The organism is Caldalkalibacillus uzonensis, from assembly GCF_030814135.1.
In the GTDB taxonomy this organism is placed as follows: domain Bacteria; phylum Bacillota; class Bacilli; order Caldalkalibacillales; family Caldalkalibacillaceae; genus Caldalkalibacillus; species Caldalkalibacillus uzonensis.
This window is the reverse complement of record NZ_JAUSUQ010000011.1, coordinates 96359-120941: the sequence shown is the minus strand read 5'-3', so window position 1 is coordinate 120941 and position 24583 is coordinate 96359. Positions and strand designations below refer to the sequence as shown.

The window sequence follows — 24583 nt, the reverse complement described above, 5'->3', positions numbered from 1 at the left end:
GATGAGATTTCCCATCGCGCGAAGCGAGTAAGACCCCTCGGAGATGACGAGGTAGATAGGTCTGGAGTGGAAGCGCAGTGATGCGTGGAGCGACCAGATCCTAATCGGTCGAGGGCTTAACCAATTTTTGCGTGGCATCCGGTGAATCTTGCTGTTACGCTGTTATCCAATTTTGAGGGTACAAAGCACCAACATGTGTATACTCTGTCTGGTGACGATGGCGGAGGGGTCACACCCGTTCCCATGCCGAACACGGAAGTTAAGCCCTCCAGCGCCGATGGTACTTGGGGCGAGAGCCCCCGGGAGAGTAGGACGTTGCCAGGCAGAGTTTTCTATTTTTCAAGAAGATATCCTGCAGATGACATAATGTATGTTACGAGGGCAACAAAAATGGGGACTGAATCGGTCGCCATTTTTGTTTCAAAGTGAATTAATTTCGTTGAATTAAGTTTTGTAGACTATTCCATGTAGGCAGGATTGGAAGGAACAGAGGTAGGATCAGGCGCCATCCCTGGGTTAGCATGGGCAGAATCCATTGTTCCTCCGAACAACAAGAATAACAAGAGTAATAAACCGACAAGCTTTTTCATGTTAATTTCCCTCCTTAATAGGCTTAATGGAATGTATGAGATAAGTATTAATGCCAAGTTTTTTAAGTTCCATGATGGGGAGGTTTAAGTAGAACAAATCTCCAGAGGTTTTAAAGTAATAAACAGATTTGGAGAAATCAGTTTCCGCCTTTGTGATTAATCCTCTAAAGTAATAATAAAAAGCTTTTTCTATGTTGGATAAGTTTTCCGGATCTATACTATCTAAAATTTTTTTCGCTTCGCTATGATTATTCCGTTTAATATAATAAAAGGCAATTTCAGTTTGATCACTGATCCGTTTACTTTCGAAATTCAAAAACTGGGGTGTGTGCCCCCAATAATTTTGGGCAAAATTAAAAGTGTCCTTACATAAGTTGATAAGATAATCATGACGCTCTTGGTTTGACAATTCAAAACATTTTGAAAGAAAGTGAATAGTTTCCTCGTAGGATTCGAAAATATAACTGTTACCTAAACTTAAATAAGCTGTGGCTTTAAAGATAGGACTTGGTGCAGTATCCAGAACTAATTGACTATAGTGTTGACAGGTTTCACGTTCATCTAGATATAGACAATAGGAAGCCATTGCCGCGCCAAAACGTGCGGTATAAGAATTTCTGATAAAAGGGTCTTTGATTTTTTTGATTTTCTCTTCCAGTTCTAGACATGTCTCATAGGCAAAACCATACAGATTTAAATGCCAATAGATAAGGCTTGTAACTAATTGGGAAAAAATTTTCATTTCAGTACTTATAAGCTTTAAATTTTTATAAACATGCAACAGCTTGTAAGAGTAATTCTCTCTGTTATTCAAGCCATACACAGTGGCCCACTCTTGATCCACTTTATTGCTGGATAGCTGTAACCTTTCTAAAAGTTCGTCTTTAAGGGAATCAATCCGGTTAATATAGGCATATTCCAAACATTGGCGGAGGTGCGTGTGATTCCTGTCCCGTGCGTAAGCTGTCATGATCTCTTTTTCCCGGTCTGGAAAAAGAAAACGCACCAGTTTTAAGATGTTATCAAAACGCAACCTACTGTTTCCCTTAAGATACTTGCTTAATGTAGTGCGATTAATACCAACAGCGTCAGCCAACTCCTTCTGTGATGACCCTCTGCCCTTAATCGCCTCTTGAATAAGGCTGTGAAGATTCATAGTAGCACCTCAGATATAAGAGTATGTATTGGCTGAACGTAACTTAAATTTAATCACCTTTTTTTTAATTTTAATAGTAACAGCTCAGTTTTTCACTAATAAAAGCTCGCCAAATTGCGACAGCAAATAATCAAAAATAACGATAATATTCCACACTTTTCCTAACGGGAAGAGTAAGAGATCTGTATTGAACCACTGCAGACAATCAACAAGTAAGATCATTAATATTTAATCACAAAAAGTCTTCGCACGGAAATAGGTCATTAGACCTTGCATGGATGGTATAAAGGATCTATAATATACTTATTTTTACTGTTATGAGTATATTTTAAGTTGAACCTAGCCAGGTCTGGACGCTGTCTGTTGTGAATGGTATAGTAATGAGCGTAACAGACTATACAAGAGATGCCAGGTGTTGCTTATGGGGATTTTAAAAAACGATTGGTCTCCTTTACTGGAAAGTGAATTTGAAAAGCCGTATTACCAACGCTTACGAAAATTTCTGATTCATGAATACCGGACCAAAGTGGTTTATCCTGACATGTATGATATTTATAATGCCTTACACTATACGCCGTATGAGGAAACTAAAGTTGTGATTTTAGGGCAAGATCCTTATCACGGGCCAGGACAAGCTCATGGGCTTAGTTTTTCCGTCCAGCCTGGTGTACAGGCTCCGCCTTCCTTGCAAAACATTTTTAAGGAACTGCAGGATGATCTGGGCTGCTATATTCCCAATAACGGCTGCCTTGAAAAGTGGGCCAGACAAGGGGTGCTGCTGCTAAACACGGTACTCACGGTTCGTCAGGGCCAACCCAATTCCCACCGGGGAATGGGGTGGGAAACGTTTACGGACAGAGTGATCGACATCCTGAATCAACGGGAGCAGCCCGTTGTGTTTATTCTCTGGGGGCGGAATGCCCAGGCTAAGAAAGAGCTGATTACCGCACCTCACCATTACATCATTGAGTCCCCCCACCCCAGTCCGTTCTCGGCCAACAGGGGGTTTTTTGGCAGCCGTCCGTTCTCCAAAACCAACCAGTTTCTCAGGCAAATTGGAGTTAAAGAAATTGACTGGCAGATCGAGAATATCTCACTTGCATCACGGGAGGCAAAGATATGGCAGACAATGAGCGAGAAGCCATAGTAGCGCAACTCATCAACGAAGGATTATTAACGGAGGAAGATGATCTGGTTTGGAAAACCTTAAGACCCCAGCGCCTGAGACGGATGTATGAGGTTTTAAAACAGCGCACCCGTCATATTGCTGTGCTGCTTGAAGCTGTGGACGACGGGCATAATCAAGCGGCTGTTCTTCGTTCCGCCGATGCGTTTGGCGTGCAAGATGTCTCCATTGTGGTGGGCCGGGCACCGTTTAGCCCCAACCGTAAGGTGACCCAGAGTGCGCACAAGTGGCTGACCATCGAGAGGCATCCATCCATTGAGGCAGCGGTCAAACAGGCTCAGCAGAGAGGTTACCAGGTACTGGCCAGCCATTTGGGGGTTGATGCGGTGCCACTGGCAGAAGTAGACTTAAACAAGCCCACGGTGTTTTTATTCGGCAATGAGCATGACGGTGTCTCCCATGAAGCACTGGAACTGGCCGACGGCAACTTTATTATTCCCATGTACGGTTTTGTGCAAAGCTTAAATATTTCCGTGGCAGCGGCGATCACTTTACATCAGGCCACCCAGCGTGCCAGGCATTTGCTGGGAGATGACTATTTTTTGACCACTGAGGAAAGAAAGGAACTTTTTCACCATTGGTTAGTCACTTCTTCAGCCAGGGTCCGTCGGATGGTAGAGGCGGGCGGACCAATGGCGGAGGAAGACACGGCTGACGATGATGATGCTTAGCTGATAGACTGCCGAGTTGCTTCTCTGTGTCACAGCCTGATCAGCTAGGCTTTTTTATTTGGATTTTTATCCTCAGGTATAAGCGGGTAAAAAGAGAACGAAGCTTTTTATAAAAATACCAGTTTCAACCGATTGACAGTGTCACTAAAAAGCAGTATCCTACAAAGAGTTTACATGTGGAGGGTTCACCTATGGTGATGATGCTGATCATCTTGGTCATCAATGTGGTTTATGTGTCATTCTTTACCATTCGCATGATCCTGACTTTGAAGGGCCAAAAGTACCTGGCCTCAGCGATCAGCTCAATTGAAGTGCTCATCTATGTCATTGGTTTGGGATTGGTGTTGGAAAACCTGAATGAGATCCAAAACCTCATTGCCTATGCCCTTGGCTTTGCCTTGGGTGTTCTGGCCGGCAGTAAAATCGAGGAATGGATGGCTTTGGGTTATGTCACCGTTAAAGTGATCAGTAACCGTCATGATCATCCGCTGCCCCAAATTTTGCGGGAAGCCGGTTATGGGGTCACCTCCTGGATCGGGGAAGGAAGAGACGGCAAACGTTTGATGATGGAAATTTTGACCCGCCGCAAAGCCCAACAGGATTTGTATAACCACATTCTGGCTTATGATGAAAAGGCATTTATCATTTCTTATGAGCCCCAGCATTTCCGCGGAGGATTCTGGGTGAAAAGTTTGAAGAAACAAGCGAAAAAAGAAGGGGAAACGTTTCATGTTGTCCATGAAGAAAACTTGCCCGGCGTGGATGAAAAAGTGATTGAGGAGATCCGTTCCGAGGATGATTATGCGGATATTTACGCACAGCAAACGGACAAAGGAGGGCAGCTGGCCGCCCAAAGGGAAGAGAAGCAAAGACAATGACAAAAAACGAATTTTTTTAGGATTAATTTGGAAAATGTTCGTTTTTTGTTGACGAGTGCTCATTTCCTTTGTTAAACTTAAAAGTGTCATAAAATTTGACACGAACAATTGAACATCTACCTCCTCGTATAAGATCGGGAATATGGCTCGATCGTCTCTACCTAAAGACCGTAAATCTTTGGACTACGAGGGAAAGCGGATCTAGGGTTCCATGGCTGGCCGGGACATAGCCCCCTTCTTGTCTCTTACTCTTGTCAAGTTGGAGGTCCTGTCATGCTGGATGGTCCGAGCGATCCGAGTATACCTGCTTATGCCCAGGTCAATGTTCATCCCTTGAACATCATGGGCACCAGGTATATGACACCGAAGGGATAAAAGCCCAGGCGGGTAGGTTTCTCTCTGTGCGAAGGAAATCTACCCGTCTGGGCTTTGTGCTTTATTAGGCAAAAGTGGAGGTGCCAACATGGAAAAACCGCTGGTTGGCGTGATTATGGGCAGTACATCCGATTGGGAAACGATGAGAGAAGCGTGTTTGATTTTGGAGGAGCTGGAGATTTCCTTTGAGAAGAGAGTGGTTTCTGCCCATCGTACGCCAGATGAAATGTTTCGCTATGCTGAACAGGCCAAAGCACGGGGATTGGAGGTTATTATTGCCGGGGCCGGAGGAGCGGCCCATTTACCGGGTATGATCGCTTCCAAGACAGAACTGCCGGTCATCGGGGTTCCGGTTAAAACCTCAACGCTGAACGGACTTGATTCTCTATTGTCTATTGTACAAATGCCAGGGGGTGTGCCGGTAGCAACCGTGGCCATTGGCAAAGCCGGAGCCAAAAACAGTGCCTTGCTGGCTGCTGAAATATTGGGGATTAAATATCCTCACATTCAACACAAGCTAAAGGAGAGAAGAGAGGCCGTACGCCAACAGGTACTGGCTGAAGCGGACCTCGTCCAGTATGAGTGAGTTGATCAACACTGCTCCAAGCATACAGCACAAGGTGATTCTGCCTCCATCTGCCATTGGCATTTTAGGAGGCGGACAACTGGGGCGAATGATGGCCCTGAGTGCCCGGGAGATGGGCTACCATGTGGTCACCCTGGATCCGACACAGAACAGTCCCTGCGGCCAGGTGGCAGACAAGCAAATCACAGCTTCATTTGACAGCCTGGAAGGTGCACGGCTTTTGGCCTGTGAAGTGGATGTACTGACCTATGAGTTTGAAAATATCTCCGCTGAAGTGGCCAACCAACTGGAGCTTAACAGTTACTTGCCCCAAGGATACCGTCTGCTCTATACGACGCAGAACAGAATCAGAGAAAAAGCCGCCATAGAGTCAGCCGGTGTGGCCGTGGCCCCTTATGTTCCGGTCCGCTCTGTAGATGATCTTCGTCACGGATTGGCCTGCTTGGGACGTCCAGCGTTGTTAAAAACGGCGGAAGGCGGCTATGATGGCAAAGGGCAGTTTGTGCTCTCTTCCGCTCGTGATGTGGCCGAAGCTGAAGGGCGGGTCAGAGCGGCAAAACGGGAGTGGGTGCTGGAGCAGTTTGTTCCTTTTGTCAAGGAACTGTCAGTGATTGTGGCCCGTAATCCGCAAGGGGAGCTGAAAACATTTCCCGTAGCTGAAAATATTCATTGTGACAATATTTTACACCTCAGCATGGCCCCGGCCCGGGTGAGTGAGGCCATCAAGCAGCAGGCGGAAGCCATTGCCGTCAAGTTAGCTGAAGCGTTCCAATTGGTTGGTCTGTTAGCCATCGAGCTGTTTCTTCTGGACAACGGACAATTGCTGGTCAACGAGCTGGCTCCCCGGCCTCATAACTCAGGGCATTATACCCAGCAGGCTTGCCGCACGTCCCAGTTTGAACAGCATGTGCGGGCGGTGTGCAACCTCCCTTTGGCTGACACCACACTGATTCAGCCTACAGTGATGGTCAATATATTAGGTGAGCACCTTGCTGCCGTTTTGGATGTCTTGCCCCAGCTGGATCCCTCGTTTAAACTGCACTTGTACGGCAAAAAAGAGGCCAAACCCAAGCGGAAGATGGGTCATCTCAACGTGATGGCTGATGATCCGTCCCAAGCGCTGGCCAAAATCAAAGCACTAAAGATCTGGAACATGGAGGGAATCGAATGATTGAACGTTATACCCGAGAAGAGATGGGACGCATTTGGACGGAAGAGAACAAATTTAAGGCCTGGCTGGAAGTGGAAATCTTGGCTTGTGAAGCATGGGCTGAACTGGGCCACATCCCCAAAGAAGATGTGCACAAAATCCGCAGCAATGCCCGTATCAATGTCCAGCGGATTAAAGAGATTGAAGAGGACACACGCCATGATGTGGTGGCTTTTACCCGTGCTGTGGCCGAAACTTTGGGTCCTGAGTCCAAATGGGTACACTATGGCTTAACCTCGACCGATGTGGTAGATACGGCCTTGTCCTACTTGCTCAAGCAGGCTAATGACATTTTGAAGAAGGACCTGGAGCATTTTATCAATGTGCTGAAAGAAAAGGCGTTGGCCCATAAGTATACGGTGATGATGGGGCGCACCCACGGCGTGCATGCTGAACCGACCACTTTTGGTTTAAAAATGGCTTTATGGTATGCCGAGATGAAGCGTAACCTGACACGTTTTGAGCGGGCAGTTGAAGAGGTCGCCGTGGGCAAGATGTCTGGCGCAGTGGGGACGTTTGCCAACATCGATCCCTTTGTTGAACAGTACGTATGTGACAAACTCGGTCTTAAACCGGCCCCTATTTCCACCCAGACCTTGCAACGGGACCGCCATGCCCACTACCTGAGTGTGCTGGCCTTGATTGCCACCTCCCTGGAGAAATTTGCGGTCGAAATCCGGGGATTGCAAAAGACGGAGACCCGGGAAGTAGAAGAAGTTTTCGGCAAAGGACAAAAAGGCTCCTCAGCCATGCCCCATAAGCGCAATCCAGTCGGTTCGGAAAATATCACCGGTCTGGCCCGGGTCATCCGCGGCTACATGCAATCAGCTTATGACAACGTTCCTCTGTGGCATGAGCGGGACATCTCCCATTCGTCAGTGGAGCGGATTATTCTGCCGGATGTCACTATTTTACTGAACTATATGCTGAACCGCTTTGCCCGCATTGTGGAAAACCTGACTGTTTTTCCGGACAATATGAAGCGCAATATGGAGAAAACGTTCGGGCTGATCTATTCCCAGCGCGTGCTGCTCACCTTGATCAATAAAGGGATGAAGCGGGAAGAGGCCTATGACTTGGTTCAGGCCAAGGCGATGCAGGCTTGGGAGACCGAGCAACCCTTTAAAGCGTTGCTTGAACAGGAGCCAACCATACGAGAAACGTTGAGTCAAAAAGAACTGGATGACATTTTTAATCCGGAGTATCACCTCAAAAATGTGGACTTGATCTTTAAACGGGTCGGGCTTGAGTAGAAACCAGAGGGAACGGACCAAACCGGAAGGAGCGGAACGACGTGAGCCAGGAAACGGTTAATAAGCAAGGGCTGTTGTATGAGGGGAAGGCTAAGAAAATATATACCACAAGCGATGAGCAGTTGCTGTGGGTGGAATATAAGGATGATGCCACGGCCTTTAACGGAGAAAAGAAAGGGACCATTCAAGGCAAGGGACGGTTCAATAATCTGATCAGTGCGGCACTGTTTACTCATTTAACCCAGGCCGGTGTAGCCAATCACTTTGAGCGGCTGCTGTCTGAGCATGAACAATTGGTGCGCAAAGTGCGCATTGTGCCTGTGGAAGTGGTGGTCCGCAATTTGGCGGCGGGCAGCATGGCCAAGCGTCTGGGACTGGAGGAAGGGTGGGAACTTCCCCGCCCTGTCCTTGAATTTTATTACAAGGATGATCAGCTGGGTGACCCGTTGATTATTGAAGATCATATTGACGTGCTCGGTCTGGCTTCCCCGGAACAGGTGGAACAAATGAAAACCGTCGCCTTGAAGGTGAATCAGCTGTTAAGCCGCTATTTTGCTGGGCGGGACATTATCTTGGTCGATTTTAAACTGGAGTTTGGCTTGACAGATGACGGTCAGCTGTTATTGGCTGATGAGATTTCACCGGATACGTGCCGCCTGTGGGACCGGCACACCCGCGACAAGTTGGATAAGGACCGCTTTCGCCGTGACTTGGGCGGTGTAGAGGAGGCTTATCAGGAAATTTTAAAGAGAGTTGGAGGAGAAGCACATGTTTAAATTTAAAATCTTCGTGACGTTAAAAGAGGGTGTCTTGGATCCCCAGGGGCAAGCAGTTAAGCAGTCCTTGCATGCTCTGTCTTATCAGGAAGTGAAAGAGGTCAGGATTGGCAAATATTTGGAGCTGGAAGTTGAAGCAGAGAACCCGGAGGCAGCCCGGGAGCGGGTCAAGCAAATGTGCGACAAACTGCTGGCCAACCCGGTGATTGAGGAGTACCGCATTGAACAGGCGGATTTTGAACCGGTGGAGGGGTAACCATGAAATTTGCAGTCGTTGTCTTTCCAGGATCCAATTGTGACGTGGATATGTATCATGCCGTGAAGGATGGTCTGGGGGAAGAAGTCCATTACGTCTGGCACCAAGAGACAGATTTATCTGGGTACGATGCCATTTTATTGCCCGGTGGTTTTTCCTATGGCGATTATTTGCGGGGCGGGGCCATTGCCCGCTTTGCCCCGGTGATGGAGGCTATTAAGGCAGCGGCGGAACGGGGCATCTTTATTCTGGGTGTCTGCAACGGGTTTCAGATTTTACTGGAAGCAGGGCTCTTGCCAGGGGCGATGAGGCGTAACAACAGTCTCAAATTTCGGTGTTTTCATACCCCTTTGGAAGTCATCAATGCCAACACGCCGTTTACATTGCACTATGCAGCAGGGGAAGTGATCTCCATCCCCATTGCCCACGGGGAAGGGAATTATTATTGCGACCCGGCCACCCTGGCTGAACTTGAACAAAACAGGCAAATCGTGTTCCGCTACAAAGAGAATCCTAACGGATCTGTGGGTGATATTGCCGGGATTATCAATAAAGAAGGTAATGTGCTGGGGATGATGCCTCATCCTGAGAGGGCCGTAGAGCATCTCCTCGGCTCAAGTGATGGTTTGCGTCTGTTTACGTCCATTTTAAAGGCTTGGAGGGAGAAACATGTCACAGTCTAACACAGGGCTGAATGTGACCAACCTGGAACCAACCCCGGAGCAAATTGAACAGGAGCGCTTGTATAGAGACATGGGGCTCTCAGATGAGGAATATGAACGTATCAAAGCGATTTTAAAGCGGCGGCCCAACTATACGGAAACGGGATTATTCAGTGTGATGTGGTCGGAACATTGCAGTTATAAACATTCCAAACCCGTCTTGAAAAAGTTTCCCACCTCAGGGGAGCATGTGCTGCAAGGGCCCGGGGAAGGCGCCGGCATCGTGGATATTGGTGACGGGCAAGCCATTGTGTTTAAGATGGAATCGCACAATCATCCCTCCGCTATTGAACCGTATCAAGGGGCAGCTACAGGGGTGGGGGGCATTATCCGCGATGTGTTTTCCATGGGTGCCCGGCCCATCGCTCTGTTAAATGCCTTGCGTTTTGGGGAACTCTCCTCGCCACGGGTCAAGTATCTGTTCGAACAGGTGGTCGCCGGGATCGCCGGTTACGGGAACTGTGTGGGGATCCCCACCGTGGGCGGGGATGTCTACTTTGACCCCAGCTATGAGGGCAATCCCCTGGTCAATGCCATGTGTGTCGGGCTGATTGATCACAAGGACATTCACAAGGGTGTCGCCCAGGGAATCGGCAATGTGGTCATGTACGTGGGAGCAGGAACCGGCCGGGACGGGATTCATGGGGCCACCTTTGCCTCCGAAGAGTTGAGTGAGGAGTCGGAAGAGAAGCGGCCTTCCGTACAAGTGGGAGATCCGTTTATGGAGAAACTGGTGATGGAAGCCTGCCTGGAGCTCATCCGCTCTGGTGTCGTCGTCGGCATTCAGGATATGGGAGCGGCGGGGTTGACCTCTTCCAGTGCAGAAATGGCCTCCAAAGCAGAAACCGGCATTGAACTGTACCTTGATCATGTGCCCCAGCGCGAACCGGGGATGACAGCTTATGAGATGATGCTCTCTGAATCACAGGAACGGATGCTGATTGTCGTGGAGCCTGGCCGTGAACAGGAGGTTAAAGCCATTTGTGACAGATGGGGGGTTCACTCTGCTGTGGTGGGACGGGTCACCGCTGACCGCCGCTTGCGGGTGCTTCATCAAGGGGAAGTAAAAGCGGATGTGCCGGTGGACAGTTTGGCCAGTGACGCCCCGGTTTATCATGTACCTTCCAAAGTACCGGGATATTACCAGCGCTTTCAGGTCCTAGAGCCAGAACAAATAGAGGTAGAGGACCATACGGCAACATTGCACAAGCTGCTGGCCTCACCCACTATCGCCAGCAAAGAATGGGTGTACAGCCAGTATGATCACATGGTGCGCACCAACACGGTGGTGGGCCCGGGGTCCGATGCGGCAGTCCTGCGGATTCGCGGCACTCAAAAAGCTTTGGCTCTTACGGCCGATTGCAACTCCCGCTACATTTATCTCGACCCCAAGGTAGGCGGAGCGATTGCGGTGGCCGAAGCAGCCCGCAACATTGTCTGCTCGGGGGGCAAACCGTTGGCTTTAACCGACTGTCTCAACTTTGGCAACCCGGAAGATCCGGAAATCTTCTGGCAGTTGGAACAGGCTGTGGAAGGCATGAGTGAAGCCTGCCGCAAGTTGGGCACACCTGTTGTTTCTGGGAATGTCAGTTTGTACAACGAATCCGGCGGCAAGGCCATTTATCCGACGCCCATGGTGGGGATGGTCGGCTTAATTGAACATGTGGACCATATTACTGCGCAAGGATTTAAGCAGGAAGGCGACCTGATTGTCCTTTTGGGGGAAACAAAGCCTGAGTTTGGTGGCAGTGAGCTGCAAAAATGGCTCAAAGGAGAGATCAGCGGGCGCCCACCACAGCTTGATCTTGAACAGGAACTGGCCGTGCAGCAGGTGGTCTTGGAAGCGATTCGCCAGGGATGGCTCGCTTCAGCCCATGATCTGTCTGAAGGCGGATTGGCTGTGGCTGTGGCTGAATCATGTCTCAGCGGCCGACGGGGTGCGGAGTTGGACATTGAGACACAGCTCGCCCCGACAGCCATACTGTTTGCCGAGTCCCAGTCCCGCATATTGGTCAGCCTGCCGGAAACCTATGGGCAACAGTTGTTGCAACTGGCCGATTCCCGTGGGGTTAAGGCCAAAATCATCGGCCGGGTCTCAGCAAGTAATCAGCTGTCCATACGCATCAACGGAGGACAGGTGATTGCAGCTTCGCTGGATGAGTTAGGTCAGTCATGGAAGGAGTCTATCCCATGTCTTATGACGACTTGATGCTGGATAAATTGAATGAAGAATGCGGTGTGTTTGGCATCTATGGCCACGATCATGCACCGGAACTGACTTACTACGGTCTCTTTGCCTTGCAGCACCGGGGACAGGAAAGTGCCGGCATTGCCGTGGCGGACGGCCGTGAACTGCTGCATCACAAGGGAATGGGCCTGGTCACCGATGTGTTTTTAAACGACCGTTTAAGCCATCTGCAAGGCAACCGGGCGATTGGCCATGTGCGTTACACCACAGCCGGGGACAGCCGTATTGAAAATGCTCAGCCGCTTATTTTCAACTTCCGGGCGGGAACGTTGGCTTTGGCTCACAACGGCAATTTGGTTAACGCCGGACAGATCAAACGTTACCTGGAACGGCAAGGCTCTATCTTCCAAACGACGAGCGACACAGAGGTGATTGCACACCTCATTGCCCGCTCCGCGTATGACGAAATTGAGCTTGCTGTCAAAGAAGCCTTAAGCATGATCAAGGGGGCTTATGCCCTGTTGATCATGACCAAGGATAAACTGCTGGCTGCGCTGGATCCCAATGGTTTGCGTCCTCTGTCTTTGGGCCAGCTGGGTGACAGTTACGTCTTATCATCGGAAACATGTGCCTTTGATGTGATTGGAGCCAACTATATTCGGGAAGTTGAACCGGGTGAGTTGATCATCATTGACCACAATGACCTCCGGTCGGAGCGGTTTACCAATCAAACGCAGCGTACCATTTGCAGTTTTGAGTATATCTATTTTGCCCGGCCGGACAGTAACATTAGCGGCATCAATGTCCATCTCAGCCGCAAAGAGCTGGGTAAAAAATTGGCGGCTGAAGCCCCGGTAGAAGCGGATGTGGTGACTGGGGTGCCCGATTCCAGCATCTCGGCTGCGATCGGTTATGCAGAAGCCACAGGCATCCCATATGAATTGGGTTTGATCAAAAACCGTTATGTAGGGCGGACGTTTATACAGCCTAACCAGGCCCTCAGGGCGCAGGGCGTGCGCATGAAACTGAGTGCGGTACGTAAAGTTGTGGAAGGCAAACGGGTGGTGATGATTGATGACTCCATTGTGCGGGGGACTACGTCCAGCCGGATCGTCAAGATGCTGCGCGAAGCCGGGGCAACGGAAGTGCATGTGCGCATCAGCTCTCCCCCGGTGATTCATCCTTGCTATTACGGCATTGACACTTCCTCCCGGGAAGAGTTGATTGCGGCCAAACACTCGGTGGAGGAGATTCGCGAAGCCATTGGTGCTGATTCCTTGGCTTTCTTAAGCATCGAAGGCATGCTGGAAGCCATCGGCCGCTCCGATGCGGCGCCCAACCGGGGCCATTGTTTGGCCTGTTTTACAGGACGGTATCCAACGGAAATCTATACCGAAGAGCGAGAGACGGTATTGAAATAAGCGTGAAAAAGGACGTGACAGGGAATGAGTAAAGCTTACCGGGAAGCAGGGGTTAACCTTGGGGCAGGGTATGAAGCGGTCGGGCGGATGAAGCGCCATGTGGAGAAAACAAAACGTCCAGGCGTGCTGGGCGGTTTGGGAGGATTTGGCGGTCTGTTTCAACTCCCCTGGGAACGGTATAAGGAACCGGTCCTTGTATCTGGAACAGACGGAGTGGGAACCAAGTTGAAGCTGGCTTTTGAGATGGATCAGCATGTGACGGTTGGGATTGATCTGGTGGCCATGTGTGTCAATGATATTATCGTACAAGGAGCAGAACCATTGTTTTTCCTCGATTATCTGGCTTGCGGACAGTTGAACCCGGTTCAGGCAGAAGCCATCGTTAAAGGAATTGCTGATGGCTGTGTAGAGGCGGGGTGTGCCTTGATCGGAGGGGAGACGGCGGAAATGCCCGGTTTTTACCCTCCCGGAGAATATGATTTGGCAGGATTTAGCGTGGGGATCGTAGAAAAAGAGCAATTAATTACCGGGCAATCCATCATCCCGGGTGACGTCCTGATCGGTCTTCCTTCCAGCGGGGTGCACAGCAACGGATTCTCACTGGTGCGGAAAATCATCGCTGAGGTGGGGGTTTCGCTTTCAGACCGGGTGAACAGCCTTGACCGGGAATCCACCTTGGGTGACGTTTTGCTCACCCCCACACGGATTTATGTCAAGCCGGTCTTGTCCCTGCTCCAACAGTTTACAGTAAAAGGAATGGCCCATATTACAGGGGGCGGGATGATTGAAAATATCCCCCGCATGTTGCCTCAGGACTGCGATGCGGTGATTGAGTGGGGCAGTTGGCCTGTTTTGCCGGTTTTCCGTTGGTTGCAAGAGGCGGGCAAGGTGGCGCTTGAGGATATGGTTCAAACTTTTAATATGGGGATAGGTTTTGTGCTTGCCGTACCGGTGGAAGAACAGGATGGGGTGCTGGAGGTTCTAGAGCAGATGGGGGAAACTGCTTATGTGATCGGCACAATCGTTTCCGGCCAGCAGCAGGTCCGGTTTGAAGGTGATGGCTATGCAAGCTAAACGGATCGCTGTCTTTGCCTCAGGTAACGGCTCCAATTTTGAAGCGATTGTGGACAATTGGCAACGGACACAGTTTACGGCCGGTCAAGTGTCACTTGTGGTGTGCAATAAGCCTGATGCTTACGTATTGACCCGTGCCAAGCAATGGAGTGTGCCCACTTTTGTCTGTCAGCCCCGAAACTATTCCAGCAAAGCTGCCTATGAACAAGCCATTTTGCAAGCCTTAGAAACCCATGAGATTGACTTTATCGTTTTGGCTGGGTATATGCGCCTTGTGGGACCCACATTGCTGGCGCCCTACGAAGGTCGGATTGTCAATCTCCACCCTTCCTTGCTGCCGGCTTTTCCAGGGAAAGATGCCATTGGCCAGGCATTGGCCCATGGTGTGCGGGTGAGCGGCATTACCATTCATTATGTGGACGAAGGAATGGATACCGGGCCGATTATTTATCAACAAGCCGTTGCTCTGGATCCTGATGAAACACGTGAATCACTTACTGCCAAAATACAGCAAGTGGAACATCAAGCTTATCCGGAGATTGTCAAAGCCTGTGTCACTGAACAGGTGGTGCTAGAAGGAGGAAAAGTGAAATGGCGGAAACAACCATTCAGCGTGCATTGATCAGTGTCTCAGATAAAACAGGGTTGGTACCCTTTGCCCAGGCCCTTGCCCTCCGGGGAATAGAAATTATTTCCACTGGGGGCACAGCCCGCATGTTAAGCGAAGCGGGCATTAAGGTCACACCTATTTCGGCTGTGACCGGATTTCCCGAGATTTTGGACGGCCGGGTCAAAACTTTGCACCCGCGCATTCACAGCGGCCTCTTGGCTGTCAGGGATAATGAGCACCATACTGCCCAGTTAGAAGAGCATGACATTGCCCCTATCGATCTGGTGGTGGTCAACTTGTACCCTTTTGCCCAAACCATTGCCAAGCCGGATGTGACGTTTGAGGATGCGATCGAAAACATTGATATCGGTGGCCCCTCCATGGTACGGGCGGCAGCGAAAAATCACGCTTATGTCACAGTGGTTGTCGATCATGAAGATTACGGTGAAATCATCCGTCAGCTGGAAGAAGGCGGAGCGATAGAGGAGGAGACGCGCCGGCGTTTGGCTGCTAAGGCGTTCCGCCATACGGCTGCTTATGATGCCTTGATTGCCGGGTACCTGTCCGAGCAGGTGAACGAACGGACACCGGAGAGACTAACGGTCACCTTTGAAAAGGTGCAGGATTTGCGCTACGGTGAAAATCCCCATCAGCAAGCGGCTTTTTACCGCCAGCCCTTGAGTGATGAAGGGGGCATCGCCCAGGCTGAACAATTGCATGGCAAAGCCCTCTCTTACAACAACATTAATGATGCAGACGCAGCGCTGGCCTTGGTCAGAGAGTTTGAACAGCCGGCGGTAGTCGCTGTGAAACATACCAACCCTTGCGGTGTGGGCATTGGCGATGATATCACCAGTGCCTATCAAAAGGCTTATCAGGCTGATCCTGTATCGATTTTCGGCGGTATCGTGGCGGCGAACCGACCGATTGATGAACAGACAGCCCGTCAAATGGCAGAGATTTTTCTGGAGATTATCATTGCGCCGGAATTCACCCCTCAAGCCCTGGACATCTTGACACAAAAGAAAAACTTGCGACTGCTTAAAGTGGAAGAGATGACAAACACGAAACAACCCCCCTTCCGTTACCGCTCTGTTGGGGGAGGGCTCTTGGTGCAGGAGGATGATGTCAAGATCAGTGGCCGGGATGATATGCGCGTGGTCACGGAACGGGCGCCCAGTGAAGCAGAATGGGAGCAGCTCCTTTTTGGCTGGAAAGTGGTCAAACATGTCAAATCAAACGCCATCGTGCTGGCCAAAGGCAGACAAACCATCGGCATCGGTGCCGGGCAGATGAACCGTGTCGGTGCCGCCCGTATTGCTATTGAGCAAGCTGGGGAAAAAGCCCGGGGTGCCGTATTGGCTTCCGATGCCTTCTTCCCCATGAAAGATACAGTAGAAGAGGCGGCCAAAGCAGGAATTACAGCCATTATCCAGCCCGGTGGTTCAATCCGGGATGAAGAATCGGTTGCTGAAGCCAACAAGCACGGCATCACCATGGTCTTTACCGGTATGCGCCATTTTAAACATTAAAATAAAAGTGATTCAAAAATATCGCACTGAGCAGCTTGAAGAGGGAGGGAGCCGGATGAAAGTTCTGGTCATCGGTCAAGGAGGCCGTGAACATGCCTTGGCGTGGAAGCTGAAACAAAGTCCCCGTGTTTGTAAAGTGTATTGCGCCCCTGGAAACGGCGGCACTGCGATGTTGGCCGAAAACATCCCCTATAAAGAAACGGATGTGGAGGAACTGATCCACTTTGTCAAAGAAGAAGGGATTGAATACACGATTGTTGGTCCGGAAAATCCTTTGCTGGCCGGCATTGTGGATGCCTTCCAGCGTCAGGGATTGCGTATCTACGGCCCGACACAGGCGGCCGCCCTAATAGAAGGGAGCAAGTCGTTTGCCAAGGATCTGATGCAGAAGTACGGGATTCCCACAGGGGCCTATGCCACATTTGACAACATGGATGAGGCCTTCACGTATTTGGACCAGCAGCAGGCCCCTATTGTGGTTAAAGCGGATGGTCTGGCCGCCGGAAAAGGCGTGGTGGTGGCCCAGACCATCGGGGCAGCCAAACAAGCGGTGAAAGAGATGATGGCTGACAGGCGTTTTGGGAAAGCTGGTGCCAAAGTGGTGATAGAAGAATATCTGGAAGGGGAAGAGCTGTCCCTGATGGCTTTTGTAGACGGGGAAGTCGTGGTGCCTATGGTGCCTGCCCAAGATCACAAACCTGTTTTTGATGGGGATCAAGGGCCTAACACAGGAGGTATGGGCGCCTACTCCCCTGTGCCGCACATCCCTCAAAAACAGATTAACCAAGCGGTGGAGACGATTTTGAAGCCGGCCGCCAAAGCATTAGTGCAAGAAGGACGGCCTTTTCAAGGAGTTCTGTATGCGGGGTTGATGATGACGGCAGAAGGCCCTAAAGTGATCGAGTTCAATGCCCGTTTCGGCGATCCGGAGACCCAAGTGATTCTGCCGCAATTGGAAACGGATTTACTGGACATTATTGAAGCCACTTATTATCACCGGCTGGACCAAGTGGAAATCACCTGGAGCGACCAAACAGCGGTGACCGTTGTGGCCGCATCAGAAGGGTATCCAGGCGCCTATCCCACAGGCCGGGTGATCACAGGCACGGAGGAGTGGCTGGATGAGCAAGATATCATGGTTTTTCACGCCGGCACCAGGGAAGAAGGGGAGCATCTGGTGACCAGTGGCGGCCGTGTCTTAAGCGTCACCGCACTGGGGGAGGATATTATCTCTGCCCGGGATAAAGCGTATCATGTACTGAAAAACATCTTCTTTGACGGGATGCATTACCGGAAGGATATCGGCCAGAAAGCAATAGACAAAGCTTGATTTTAAATCATTTTTCGGGAGCAAAAGCCGGCTTGTCAAATCATGACCAACAAGCCAGCCTGCAGGTATCAACTGTGGGCTGGCTTTATTATATATGCCCTATTGGTACTATTTAAAATGTTATAATAAAAATTAAAATGAGAGGACAAACGAGAGGGGAAGTGGTCGGTTTGCGCATTCTGATACTGGGAGCTGGAGCAGTGGGAGGTTACTTTGGCGGACGTCTGGTTGAAAAAGGCGCCGATGTCACCTTTCTGGTCCGCCAGCGGCGGGCAGAGCAGCTTAAAGAACATGGGCTGGTAATCCGCAGTGTCCATGGGGACTATTCAACACCAGTCAATATTTTGCTGCCGGGTGGACAAGCTAGGCCTTTTGATGTTGTGATCATTGCTACCAAGGCTTATCATCTGGAACAGGCCCTTGGCAGCGTGCGGCCCTACATAGGTGAAGAGACAGCCGTGTTGCCCTTGCTCAATGGATATGCTCACATCGAACGTTTGCAGCATGAATTTGGTCCTGAACGGGTGCTTGGTGGTTTATGTTTTATCGAAGCAACATTAAATGAACAGGGAGAGATCATGCAAGCCAGCCCCCGGCATGACATTGTTTACGGTGAACTGGATGGCACTCTTTCCGAACGGGTGCGCCGGCTGGATGATACCTTTAATGGTGCGAACTGCACAGCAAGGGCCAGCTCGACGATTGTAACAGACATGTGGAATAAGTATATTTTTATCACCGCGCTGAGCGGAATGACCACCCTGTTTGATTCGCCCCTGGGACCGATCCTCAAGCAGGGCGAGGCTCGTCAGGCTTACCGGCAGCTGGTGAAGGAACTGGTTGCTGTAGCAAAAGCAGAGAAGATGCCATTGGAAGAAAATGTGGATGAGCAAACGATGAAAGTAACTGAAGCTTTGGCTTACGGGATGAAATCATCCATGCTGCGGGACATGGAAAAAGGCTTGCCCGTTGAGGCAGATCATTTGCAGGGCTATTTTTTACAGCTGGCCGGTAAGCATGGCCTGGCCACACCACTATTGGAACTGGTTTACGGCAAGCTGAAAGTGTACGAAATGATCCGAGGGCAGGATTAAAATGGGAAAAGCAGTGATATTTTAAAGATGTATGGTAAAATGCGGGTGGAGGGGAGAATAATGACACTGTTAAGCGACATTTTGTCATTTAATGAGCAGTTTGTTCAAAATAAGGAATATGAGCGTTTTCGGACAACCAAGTTCCCAAATAAAAAGATGGTGATTCTCACTTGTATGGATACCCGCCTGCTGGAACTTCTGCCCCGGGCACTTAATCTGAAGAATGGGGATGCCAAAATCATCAAAAACGCAGGAGCTGTCATCTCCCATCCGTATGGGAGCATTATGCGCAGCATTTTAGTGGCCCTGTATGAACTGCGAGCGAAAGAGGTGCTCATTATTGGACACCATGATTGCGGCATGGCTAAACTAAATGCTAATTCCCTGCTGGAAAAAGCAAAGGAGCGGGGAGTGACAGAGAAACATTTGAATCAAGTGAGCGATAAAGTTGATTTAAAACAGTGGTTAACCGGTTTTAACAGTGTGGAAGAAAGTGTGGCCAAGAGCGTGGAGATGGTTAAATCCCATCCCCTGTTTCCTGCGGATGTGCCTGTGCACGGACTGGTGATTGATCCAGAAACCGGACGGCTGGATCTCGTGGTCAATGGGTATGAGAAACATTGTGCAACTGAGCTTTAATGTGGTAAAGTAATAGCATAGCAAATGGGGGATCGAGATGAGTATCCGGCCAATGACTGCCAAAAATTATCGCAAGTTGATCAGCGTGTCCCAGCGGCAACAGCCGGCAACCGTTTGGTTTAAAGATGCCCATTATTTAAACGTGTACACGGGCCAGGTGGAAAAAGGCCACATCACTCTGTCAGGTGAACGCATTGCCTATGTGGGTGATCAAGAACCGTTGACAAATGATCAAACAACGATTGTTAAACTAAATGAGGAGCAAGTCCTTGTTCCCGGCTACATTGAACCCCATGCCCATCCCTTTCAATGGTATAACCCGCTGACCTGGGGAGAATGGCTGCTGACTAAAGGAACAACGGTCTCCATCAATGATAACATGTTTCTGATCAGAGCTTTAAGTGACCGGGAAGCGATTCAATTTATTGAAGAACTGGATAGCCGGGGGCAGCATATGTGGCTATGGTGGGCCCGGTTTGACGGCCAAACGGCGACGGCTCGCCATGAGGCCCGTTTCAGTGAAGAAAGTGTAAAAAAGTGGCTGGCTCATCCGTTGGTGATCCAAGGAGGAGAATTGACCTCCTGGCCGCTCCTGTTAAAGGGTGACGAGGAACTGGCTAATTGGATGCGGCTGGCCAGGCAAACTTATGGCAAACGTATTGAAGGCCATTTGCCAGGTGCATCTTCAGAAACTTTAAATATACTAGCTGCTGCCGGCGTTGGGGCTGATCATGAGGCCTTGAACGGAGAAGATGTACTGAAGCGGCTGCGTTTGGGCCTCTATGCGACACTCAGATACTCGTCCATTCGCCCTGACCTGCCTGATATATTGCGGGAGATCCGGGAAATGCCCGGAATTAACCCCGCTCTACTGATGTTAACCAATGATGGATCGATGCCCTATTTCGTCGATCAATCCGGGTGTCCGGAGATGCTCAAAATGGTTTTGGAAGCTGGCTTTGTACCTGAAGACGCTTACAGGATGGTCAGCCTGAATCCGGCAACGTATTACGGGCTTGATCAGGAATTAGGTGGCATCGCCCCCGGGCGCCTAGCTCATATCAATATACTTAACGGCCTGGAAAATCCGCAGCCGATCCATGTCATGGTGGAAGGAGAGTGGGTGGTGCGTGATGGTAAGCGCTTGCATCCGCTCTCAGGAGAATGGCTGACGCGTTATTTCCAGCCCCTGAAGGAAAACATAAAGATAAACACAGACGATTTAAAACGGGGGCAGGGCCAGATTGGATTACAATTGGTCAATAATGTGATTACCCGGCCGTATACATATGACCCTCAGCAACCTTTAGCAGATGATGAAGCTTATCTGTCGCTGGTGGCAAATAGGGGCGAATGGGTACTGAACACAAGGGTGAAAGGATTTACCGGCCCTGCCTTAAGCGGACTGGCCAGTACCTTTACCTCTTCAGAACATTATATCCTGGTTGGACGAGACTATAGGCACATGGTGAGTGCGCTGGATCAAGCGCTGCAGCTTGGAGGTGGGATCGCGGCCTTTTTTGAGGATGGTAATCAATTGATCATCCCGCTTCCGCTGGCAGGAGGCATGAGTCTGTTATCCATGGCTGAATTAAAAAGCATCAGTGAAACGTTTGTCAAACAGATGAAGGCCTATGGATATCCCCATCAGGACCCTATTTATTCGCTCTTATTCTTCACGGCCACCCATCTTCCCTATGTACGCCTGACCAGTGACGGGGTTTATCTCATTAAGGAACAGCGTACGGCCACTCCGGTGACGAGATTAGGGTGATACCGGCGTTTCGGCTTGTCTGTCAAATATCGCTTGTCTGCCTAATGTCGAACAGAGAGGATGAAACAGGTGAAGGGAATACGCCTTGTCTTGCTTACTTTCGTGATTTTATTTGCGTTTGCTGCTTGCACTCGTGATGCTGCCCATGAAGAAGCCCAGCCTGAACAGGGCCAGGAAGAGGAACAACAGGATCAGGAAGCGTCCGCAAACACAGGCGTCACTGCACCCTTGACTGGCCTTCCAGTGGATGAACCGCTAACCGAGCGGATTATCGGTGTCATGATCGATAACCACACCCAAGCCCGTCCCCAGTCAGGACTGGCTCAAGCCGATATCGTCTATGAGATTTTGGCTGAAGGCCCCATCACAAGATATTTGGCTTTGTTTCACAGTCAAACCCCCGACGTGATCGGCCCTGTGCGCAGTTTGCGCCCCTACTATATTGACATCGCCCGTGGCTTTGATGCTATTTTGGCTCATGCTGGAGGCTCACCGGCGGCCAAAGAAGAGATTGCCCGTACCGGCTATCCTTCATTTGATGACACAGGAAACGGCGGCTTTGTGTTTTACCGGGCTGAGCACAGGAAAGCACCCCATAACTTGTACACGGGAAGGCATTTATTAGAAGAAGGTGAAGCGCGTTTCGGCTATGATCAAGATTACGAGATCCCTGCCCTGTTGTTTAAACCGGAAACAGAAGAGATGACAGGACAGGAGGCAGAATGGATTGAAATCGTTTATCATGGGCAGTATTATCAAGTGGCTTACGAATATCAGACCCAGACAGGGACCTACACCCGGTATATTGGAAGTGAACCTCATACAGACGCTGAAAGCGGACAACCATTGACAGCTAGTAATGTATTGGTCATTGAAGCAGGTCATAAAGTTCTGGATGATGCTGGCCGGCGGGAAGTGGATGTTCGAGGGGAAGGGAAAGGCTATCTATTTCAACGGGGTAAAGTCCAGGAGATTACCTGGCAAGTTAAGGATGGCGTCATCCGTCCTTTTGCAGATGGACAAGAAGTTGGATTGTATCCCGGACAAACCTGGGTTAACATTATTCCGGATAACCCCGGTTTAGCGGACATCGTTAGTTTTAAGGCCCATTAACCATCACCCTGGCAGCAGAAAGGAGGAGTTTAAGTGCAAATTGACAAAATCCGCGGGCGGGAGCTGGATCAGCTGTTTCAGGCGATTTTAAACTTGGAAACACTTGAAGAGTGTTATATTTTCTTTGATGATTTGTGTACCGTCAATGAAATTAAATCGATGGCTGTCCGCCTGGAAGTGGCCCGCATGCTGCAAGAAGGGTATACCTATCATCAAATTGAGCAGGAGACAGGGGCAAGCACAGCGACCATTTCACGTGTCAAGCGTTGCCTTAATTACGGGACACAGGGTTACCAATTGGCCCTGGATAAACTGAAACAGGTCAATCAACAGGAAGAAAGATAAGGGGTATGTATGGTCCAAGACATAAGTCTGGTTGACACGGGCTGATGAACTGCTTGTCATCCATTCTCATTCTGTGTATAATTGAGAACATAAAATGGACAGCAGTAAAAATTGAAAAATTATGGGAATCCAGGTGTCTGTAAACAGACTTAAAAGGGAATTCGGTGAAAATCCGAAACTGTCCCCGCAACTGTGAGTGTGGACGAAATGAGAAAAACCACTGTACAAGACCGCTGATTGTGGCGCTTGTATGGGAAGGCTCAAAGTAGGATGAAGCACGAGTCAGGAGACCTGCCTGGTTTCCGGTTTCATATCTTCGGGGGGTGAGATGTTGAAACGGCGCGCTTAATTGAAGGAGCAGGTATTATCCATGAGGATAAGACTTTATTGTGCCGTGTTGTCGACTCTGGGCTCTTCCGAATCGGAAGGGTTTTTTATTGCACTTTTAACAGAGTCAATCTATTAGTTTATGCCAATTATGGTTGAAAAGGAAAGGGGAAAATATGATGAACAAGTGGTATACCATTATTTTTGCATGTCTATGTATTGGGAGTTTAGTCGCTTGTAACAATGACGTTAATGATACCGACAGTCAAATGACTGCTGATATTGACACGGCAGAGATAAGTGAAGCAGAAACTGAAAGCACAGTAAGCGAAACAACAGACGAATCAACGGAACAGGCTGAAGGGATTGCCCATCATGATCACTTGCCGTATGAGTGGAGTGCAAGCTATCAGTTGGAGGAAGGGGTATATACTTTATTATTCAATGACAACCAAAATGGTGATGAAAGCATGCGCATCGCGTTTATTCGTCAAAACAGCAATATTAAAGATGTAGAGCATCATGCAGCCCATATTATGGAAGAAGACCAAGGGGTTGAACTGATCGTTGATGGTGGCACTTTCGAAGCCAAGCATGAGTTTGCTTATAACTTGCAGTTAAATCAAGAAGGTTCGACATCGTTTACTTTCACTATAGCCGAAGCAGGAAGCTACGCCATATTTTTGGAACATCACATTGATGAAGTTGCTATGCAAGTGATGAACGAATCCAATGCAGAGATCGAGGCTGTCAATCCGAAAGAATACGAAGGACACGGTCATGATCATAGTCATTAACGTACCAATGCGAGTGAGACGAAAGTGGGTGGATAGAACATGCATCTTTCAGATGGCGTACTCAGCATCCCCGTTGTCATCGGCACGTCAATTGTTGCGGGTGGAATCGTAGCATCTTCGGTTAAACATGTACAACAAGAGGACATTCCGAAAATCAGTTTAATGACTGCAGCATTTTTCGTGCTTTCACTTATCAACATTCCGGTTGGTCCCAGTTCTGTCCACCCGCTTCTTTGCGGACTGTTAGGGATTGTGCTAGGCAGGTTCAGTCCGATAGCCGTTTTTATTAGCCTTTTGTTGCAAGCGATCTTATTTCAACATGGTGGATTGACAACATTAGGCGCGAACACACTGCTTGTTGCCCTCCCTGCCCTCACTTGTTCCGTGCTCTTTCAACAGTTGAAAACGAGAGGGATGAGTTATCTTTCTATGATAGCAGGTGCGGTCGGCTTTATTGGTGTTTTGCTGGCGGTTCTGTTACTGATCAGCGTTTTGATGGTTACAAGCAGCTACTATACAGAAGGGACGCTTTCTGTTGTTCGTTTATTGCTTATCGGCCATATTCCATTGCTTATCATTGAAACGATATTAACAGCGTTTATTGTTAAATTTCTTGCTCAGGTTCGTCCAGAATTGATTGATCGCAACCATCGTTTCAACTAAACCATGAAAATGACTTT

The 24583-nt window shown here is 49.4% G+C and carries 24 protein-coding genes, 2 rRNA genes and 2 riboswitches; of the genes, 24 read left to right on the top strand and 2 right to left on the bottom strand.

Going from position 1 to position 24583, the window contains the following annotated elements; translation table 11 throughout:
- Positions 1–124 (top strand): 23S ribosomal RNA (locus tag J2S00_RS14475); the annotation flags it as partial.
- A gap of 83 nt (positions 125–207) precedes the next feature.
- Positions 208–324 (top strand): 5S ribosomal RNA (rrf, locus tag J2S00_RS14470).
- A gap of 134 nt (positions 325–458) precedes the next feature.
- On the opposite strand, the gene J2S00_RS14465 is transcribed toward rrf, so the two are convergent.
- Positions 459–590 (bottom strand): hypothetical protein, encoded by a 132-nt coding sequence (locus J2S00_RS14465; protein ID WP_307341224.1) that lies wholly within the window; start codon positions 588–590, stop codon positions 459–461.
- A gap of 1 nt (position 591) precedes the next feature.
- A complete protein-coding gene (locus tag J2S00_RS14460; RefSeq protein WP_307341222.1) occupies positions 592–1746 on the bottom strand; it encodes an AimR family lysis-lysogeny pheromone receptor in 1155 nt (384 codons plus the stop codon).
- 421 nt (positions 1747–2167) lie between these two features.
- Between J2S00_RS14460 and J2S00_RS14455 the strand changes: the two genes are divergently transcribed.
- From J2S00_RS14455 to cbiM, 22 genes are all read left to right on the top strand, one after another.
- Entirely contained in the window at positions 2168–2893 is a 726-nt protein-coding gene (locus tag J2S00_RS14455) for a uracil-DNA glycosylase (protein WP_307341220.1), read from the top strand.
- Positions 2866–3603: a TrmH family RNA methyltransferase gene (locus J2S00_RS14450; RefSeq protein WP_307341217.1), complete on the top strand. Its 738-nt coding sequence runs from the start codon at positions 2866–2868 to the stop codon at positions 3601–3603. Before J2S00_RS14455 ends, J2S00_RS14450 begins: the two co-directional genes overlap by 28 nt.
- 191 nt (positions 3604–3794) lie before the next feature.
- Entirely contained in the window at positions 3795–4481 is a 687-nt protein-coding gene (locus J2S00_RS14445) for a DUF2179 domain-containing protein (protein WP_307341215.1), read from the top strand.
- Positions 4482–4585: 104 nt separating this feature from the next.
- Positions 4586–4687, top strand: a riboswitch (purine riboswitch).
- Positions 4688–4944: 257 nt separating this feature from the next.
- Positions 4945–5442: a 5-(carboxyamino)imidazole ribonucleotide mutase gene (purE, locus tag J2S00_RS14440; RefSeq protein WP_307341212.1), complete on the top strand. Its 498-nt coding sequence runs from the start codon at positions 4945–4947 to the stop codon at positions 5440–5442.
- On the top strand, positions 5435–6613 hold the full coding sequence (gene purK, locus J2S00_RS14435; protein WP_307341210.1) for a 5-(carboxyamino)imidazole ribonucleotide synthase: 1179 nt from the start codon (positions 5435–5437) through the stop codon (positions 6611–6613). The genes purE and purK overlap by 8 nt, the downstream gene beginning before the upstream one ends.
- A complete protein-coding gene (purB, locus tag J2S00_RS14430; RefSeq protein WP_307341208.1) occupies positions 6610–7905 on the top strand; it encodes an adenylosuccinate lyase in 1296 nt (431 codons plus the stop codon). Before purK ends, purB begins: the two co-directional genes overlap by 4 nt.
- A 41-nt stretch (positions 7906–7946) precedes the next feature.
- Entirely contained in the window at positions 7947–8681 is a 735-nt protein-coding gene (gene purC, locus J2S00_RS14425; RefSeq protein ID WP_307341206.1) for a phosphoribosylaminoimidazolesuccinocarboxamide synthase, read from the top strand.
- Positions 8674–8937: a phosphoribosylformylglycinamidine synthase subunit PurS gene (gene purS, locus J2S00_RS14420; protein ID WP_307341204.1), complete on the top strand. Its 264-nt coding sequence runs from the start codon at positions 8674–8676 to the stop codon at positions 8935–8937. Before purC ends, purS begins: the two co-directional genes overlap by 8 nt.
- A 2-nt stretch (positions 8938–8939) precedes the next feature.
- On the top strand, positions 8940–9620 hold the full coding sequence (gene purQ, locus J2S00_RS14415; RefSeq protein ID WP_307341201.1) for a phosphoribosylformylglycinamidine synthase subunit PurQ: 681 nt from the start codon (positions 8940–8942) through the stop codon (positions 9618–9620).
- Positions 9607–11868, top strand: coding sequence for a phosphoribosylformylglycinamidine synthase subunit PurL (purL, locus tag J2S00_RS14410; protein WP_307341199.1), 2262 nt, complete (start codon positions 9607–9609; stop codon positions 11866–11868). The genes purQ and purL overlap by 14 nt, the downstream gene beginning before the upstream one ends.
- Positions 11850–13268: an amidophosphoribosyltransferase gene (purF, locus tag J2S00_RS14405; protein WP_370875881.1), complete on the top strand. Its 1419-nt coding sequence runs from the start codon at positions 11850–11852 to the stop codon at positions 13266–13268. The genes purL and purF overlap by 19 nt, the downstream gene beginning before the upstream one ends.
- A gap of 24 nt (positions 13269–13292) precedes the next feature.
- On the top strand, positions 13293–14342 hold the full coding sequence (gene purM / locus J2S00_RS14400; RefSeq protein ID WP_307341197.1) for a phosphoribosylformylglycinamidine cyclo-ligase: 1050 nt from the start codon (positions 13293–13295) through the stop codon (positions 14340–14342).
- Positions 14326–14964, top strand: coding sequence for a phosphoribosylglycinamide formyltransferase (purN, locus tag J2S00_RS14395; RefSeq protein WP_307341240.1), 639 nt, complete (start codon positions 14326–14328; stop codon positions 14962–14964). The genes purM and purN overlap by 17 nt, the downstream gene beginning before the upstream one ends.
- Entirely contained in the window at positions 14934–16484 is a 1551-nt protein-coding gene (gene purH / locus J2S00_RS14390; protein WP_307341195.1) for a bifunctional phosphoribosylaminoimidazolecarboxamide formyltransferase/IMP cyclohydrolase, read from the top strand. Before purN ends, purH begins: the two co-directional genes overlap by 31 nt.
- A 55-nt stretch (positions 16485–16539) precedes the next feature.
- A complete protein-coding gene (purD, locus tag J2S00_RS14385; protein WP_307341192.1) occupies positions 16540–17814 on the top strand; it encodes a phosphoribosylamine--glycine ligase in 1275 nt (424 codons plus the stop codon).
- A 170-nt stretch (positions 17815–17984) separates the two neighbouring features.
- The gene (locus J2S00_RS14380) at positions 17985–18908 is read left to right on the top strand and encodes a ketopantoate reductase family protein (protein ID WP_307341238.1); all 924 of its coding nucleotides are present in this window, start codon (positions 17985–17987) and stop codon (positions 18906–18908) included.
- Positions 18909–18968: 60 nt separating this feature from the next.
- Positions 18969–19547: a beta-class carbonic anhydrase gene (locus tag J2S00_RS14375; protein ID WP_307341188.1), complete on the top strand. Its 579-nt coding sequence runs from the start codon at positions 18969–18971 to the stop codon at positions 19545–19547.
- Between the two features lie 37 nt (positions 19548–19584).
- Positions 19585–21321 carry an adenine deaminase C-terminal domain-containing protein gene (locus J2S00_RS14370; RefSeq protein ID WP_307341187.1) on the top strand — a complete coding sequence of 579 codons (1737 nt, stop codon included), beginning with the start codon at positions 19585–19587 and terminating at the stop codon, positions 21319–21321.
- 69 nt (positions 21322–21390) lie between these two features.
- A complete protein-coding gene (locus J2S00_RS14365; RefSeq protein WP_307341184.1) occupies positions 21391–22434 on the top strand; it encodes a DUF3048 domain-containing protein in 1044 nt (347 codons plus the stop codon).
- Positions 22435–22467: 33 nt separating this feature from the next.
- Complete coding sequence (locus tag J2S00_RS14360) at positions 22468–22779, top strand: YerC/YecD family TrpR-related protein (protein ID WP_307341181.1); 312 nt, start codon at positions 22468–22470, stop codon at positions 22777–22779.
- 114 nt (positions 22780–22893) lie between these two features.
- Positions 22894–23092, top strand: a riboswitch (cobalamin riboswitch).
- Between the two features lie 193 nt (positions 23093–23285).
- Entirely contained in the window at positions 23286–23903 is a 618-nt protein-coding gene (locus tag J2S00_RS14355; RefSeq protein WP_307341178.1) for a hypothetical protein, read from the top strand.
- A gap of 39 nt (positions 23904–23942) precedes the next feature.
- Positions 23943–24566, top strand: a complete 624-nt coding sequence (gene cbiM / locus J2S00_RS14350; RefSeq protein ID WP_307341175.1) for a cobalt transporter CbiM — start codon at positions 23943–23945, stop codon at positions 24564–24566.
- Positions 24567–24583 lie beyond the last annotated feature (17 nt).

What these genes read in the sequence shown, in the direction of transcription:
- J2S00_RS14460 (WP_307341222.1), bottom strand. Translation starts at nt 1,746, where the DNA reads ATGAATCTTCACAGCCTTATTCAAGAGGCGATTAAGGGCAGAGGGTCA.
- purQ (WP_307341201.1), top strand. Translation starts at nt 8,940, where the DNA reads ATGAAATTTGCAGTCGTTGTCTTTCCAGGATCCAATTGTGACGTGGAT.
- purF (WP_370875881.1), top strand. Translation starts at nt 11,850, where the DNA reads ATGTCTTATGACGACTTGATGCTGGATAAATTGAATGAAGAATGCGGT.
- J2S00_RS14455 (WP_307341220.1), top strand. Translation starts at nt 2,168, where the DNA reads ATGGGGATTTTAAAAAACGATTGGTCTCCTTTACTGGAAAGTGAATTT.
- purE (WP_307341212.1), top strand. Translation starts at nt 4,945, where the DNA reads ATGGAAAAACCGCTGGTTGGCGTGATTATGGGCAGTACATCCGATTGG.
- J2S00_RS14370 (WP_307341187.1), top strand. Translation starts at nt 19,585, where the DNA reads ATGAGTATCCGGCCAATGACTGCCAAAAATTATCGCAAGTTGATCAGC.
- J2S00_RS14445 (WP_307341215.1), top strand. Translation starts at nt 3,795, where the DNA reads ATGGTGATGATGCTGATCATCTTGGTCATCAATGTGGTTTATGTGTCA.
- purB (WP_307341208.1), top strand. Translation starts at nt 6,610, where the DNA reads ATGATTGAACGTTATACCCGAGAAGAGATGGGACGCATTTGGACGGAA.
- purM (WP_307341197.1), top strand. Translation starts at nt 13,293, where the DNA reads ATGAGTAAAGCTTACCGGGAAGCAGGGGTTAACCTTGGGGCAGGGTAT.
- purL (WP_307341199.1), top strand. Translation starts at nt 9,607, where the DNA reads ATGTCACAGTCTAACACAGGGCTGAATGTGACCAACCTGGAACCAACC.
- purN (WP_307341240.1), top strand. Translation starts at nt 14,326, where the DNA reads ATGGCTATGCAAGCTAAACGGATCGCTGTCTTTGCCTCAGGTAACGGC.
- purS (WP_307341204.1), top strand. Translation starts at nt 8,674, where the DNA reads ATGTTTAAATTTAAAATCTTCGTGACGTTAAAAGAGGGTGTCTTGGAT.
- J2S00_RS14450 (WP_307341217.1), top strand. Translation starts at nt 2,866, where the DNA reads ATGGCAGACAATGAGCGAGAAGCCATAGTAGCGCAACTCATCAACGAA.
- cbiM (WP_307341175.1), top strand. Translation starts at nt 23,943, where the DNA reads ATGCATCTTTCAGATGGCGTACTCAGCATCCCCGTTGTCATCGGCACG.
- purD (WP_307341192.1), top strand. Translation starts at nt 16,540, where the DNA reads ATGAAAGTTCTGGTCATCGGTCAAGGAGGCCGTGAACATGCCTTGGCG.
- purK (WP_307341210.1), top strand. Translation starts at nt 5,435, where the DNA reads ATGAGTGAGTTGATCAACACTGCTCCAAGCATACAGCACAAGGTGATT.
- J2S00_RS14355 (WP_307341178.1), top strand. Translation starts at nt 23,286, where the DNA reads ATGAACAAGTGGTATACCATTATTTTTGCATGTCTATGTATTGGGAGT.
- J2S00_RS14465 (WP_307341224.1), bottom strand. Translation starts at nt 590, where the DNA reads ATGAAAAAGCTTGTCGGTTTATTACTCTTGTTATTCTTGTTGTTCGGA.
- J2S00_RS14375 (WP_307341188.1), top strand. Translation starts at nt 18,969, where the DNA reads ATGACACTGTTAAGCGACATTTTGTCATTTAATGAGCAGTTTGTTCAA.
- purH (WP_307341195.1), top strand. Translation starts at nt 14,934, where the DNA reads ATGGCGGAAACAACCATTCAGCGTGCATTGATCAGTGTCTCAGATAAA.